This window comes from Rhizobacter sp. P2_H2 (assembly GCF_056403375.1).
Genome location: NZ_JBFUFP010001811.1, coordinates 1 through 566, shown reverse-complemented (window position 1 = coordinate 566; position 566 = coordinate 1). Strand labels below are relative to the sequence as shown.

General features: G+C 70.3%; 1 protein-coding gene. It reads left to right on the top strand.

The annotated features are described in order from the left end of the window. On the top strand, positions 1-566 hold a 566-nt coding region (locus tag AC1D15_RS36340), incomplete at both ends, for an AMP-binding protein (protein ID WP_477829911.1).

The following is a 566-nucleotide window of genomic DNA, read 5'->3' as shown; positions in this document are numbered from 1 at the left end:
GCCGAAGGGCTGCATGCACACGCACCGCACGCTGATGGCGAACACGGTGGGCGGCTGCTGGGGCCATGCCGGCGCCGAGACGGTGAGCCTGGGCGTGGTGCCGATGTTCCACATCACCGGCATGGTCTACGGCGTGCTCGGGCCGGTCTGGAACGGCAGCACGACGGTGCTGATGCCGCGTTGGGACCGCGAGCTCGCAGGCCGGCTGATCTCGCGCCACCGGCCGACGCACTGGACCTGCATCCCGACGATGATCATCGACCTGTTCGGCAGCCCCAACTACAGGAGCTTCGACCTGTCGAGCCTGCGCTACCTGAGCGGCGGTGGCGCGGCGATGCCGCAGGCGGTGGCCGAGCGGCTGCAGGCGGAGTTCGGGCTGACCTTCGCCGAAGGCTACGGGCTGACCGAGACCGCGGCGCCGAGCCATGCGAATCCGCCGGAGCGCGCGAAGCTGCAGTGCCTGGGCATCCCGATCTTCGGCGTCGACTCGCGCGTGGTGGACCCTGTCACGCTGCAGGAGATGCCGATCGGCGAGGTGGGCGAGATCGTCACGCACGGGCCGATGG